This window comes from Ruminococcus sp. 210702-SL.1.03 (assembly GCF_020559915.1).
In the GTDB taxonomy this organism is placed as follows: Bacteria; Bacillota; Clostridia; order Oscillospirales; family Ruminococcaceae; genus YE71.
Genome location: NZ_JAJCLZ010000159.1, coordinates 1 through 284 on the forward strand (window position 1 = coordinate 1; position 284 = coordinate 284).

Genomic DNA, 284 nt, shown 5'->3' on the forward strand with positions numbered 1-284 from the left:
GTAAGCTCATCGCCGCTTTCCGTAAGCTCGCTGCCGGGGTAGATAAGAGCCGCCTGGGAAATATCGTCAGTCAGAGCGTTTGATTCAAAGTCTACCGAAGCGCTTCCGTTTTTGATGGTAACGTATGAGTAGTATTTGCCGTCGAAAGGAGCAAAGACCTCTGCGTCGGTACCTTTCAGCACATGGTCGGGCATAGGCTCTACGTTCTTAGAAATAGCGCGGTTAGTGAGATACTTCATGCCGTCCGCAGTCTTAACGCCTACTACAAATGCCGTTTTGCGGTA

Annotated in this window: 1 protein-coding gene; it reads right to left on the reverse strand. The window is 50.4% G+C overall.

Going from position 1 to position 284, the window contains the following annotated elements:
- A partial coding sequence (locus LI114_RS13925) for a hypothetical protein (RefSeq protein WP_227221158.1) occupies window positions 1-284 on the reverse strand: 284 nt, incomplete at both ends.